At 70.3% G+C, this 654-nt stretch carries 1 protein-coding gene; it reads right to left on the bottom strand.

Annotated features, from left to right (window positions below):
* Positions 1-145: 145 nt before the first annotated feature.
* Positions 146-654: LPXTG cell wall anchor domain-containing protein (locus tag ACWD6R_RS22800; protein WP_451820366.1), on the bottom strand; the 509-nt coding region annotated here is incomplete at its 5' end.

Here is a 654-nt window from a genome sequence, read left to right as displayed (position 1 = left end):
AACGCTCGGCTGGGAAACCCCAGCCGAGCGCCTGTCTAAACTGCTCGCAGCCTGATCAACCGACCACGTGTTGCAACGACCCCTCGAATTCGCCGTATGTCCCGGGCCCTTCTGTGTACATAGGTGTACCTGGCGGCCACAGGCCTCAGGCGACCGTACGACCGTTCACCAGACGCGGCAGGATCCGGAAGCCGATGCCACCGGCGATCATCGTCGCGGCGCCGACCAGCAGGAACGTGGTCTCGGCCGCACCGGTCTCGGCGAGCTCGTCCTTGCCCTTGCTCTGCTCGACCGGCTGGTTGCCGGCCGAGTCGGGGGTGGTGTTGTCCGCGCACTTCGCGCCGTCGAGGTCGACGGTGCAGGTGTCGGTTTCGCCGGTGGAGCCGGAGGAGGCGCTACCGGTGGTGGAGCCGGTGTCGCCACCGGTCGCGCCGCCGTGCGAGGCACCACCCTGGTTACCGGCACCACCCTGGTTGGTGGTGCCACCCTGGTTACCGGCACCACCCTGGTTACCGGCACCACCCGGGTCACCGGCACCACCCGGGTCACCCGCACCACCCGGGTCACCCGCACCACCCGGGTCACCGGCACCACCCGGGTCACCGGCACCACCCGGGTCACCGGCACCACCCGGGTCACCCGCACCACCCGGGG

The organism is Streptomyces sp. NPDC005151, from assembly GCF_053599875.1.
This window is presented reverse-complemented; position numbering and strand designations above follow the sequence as displayed.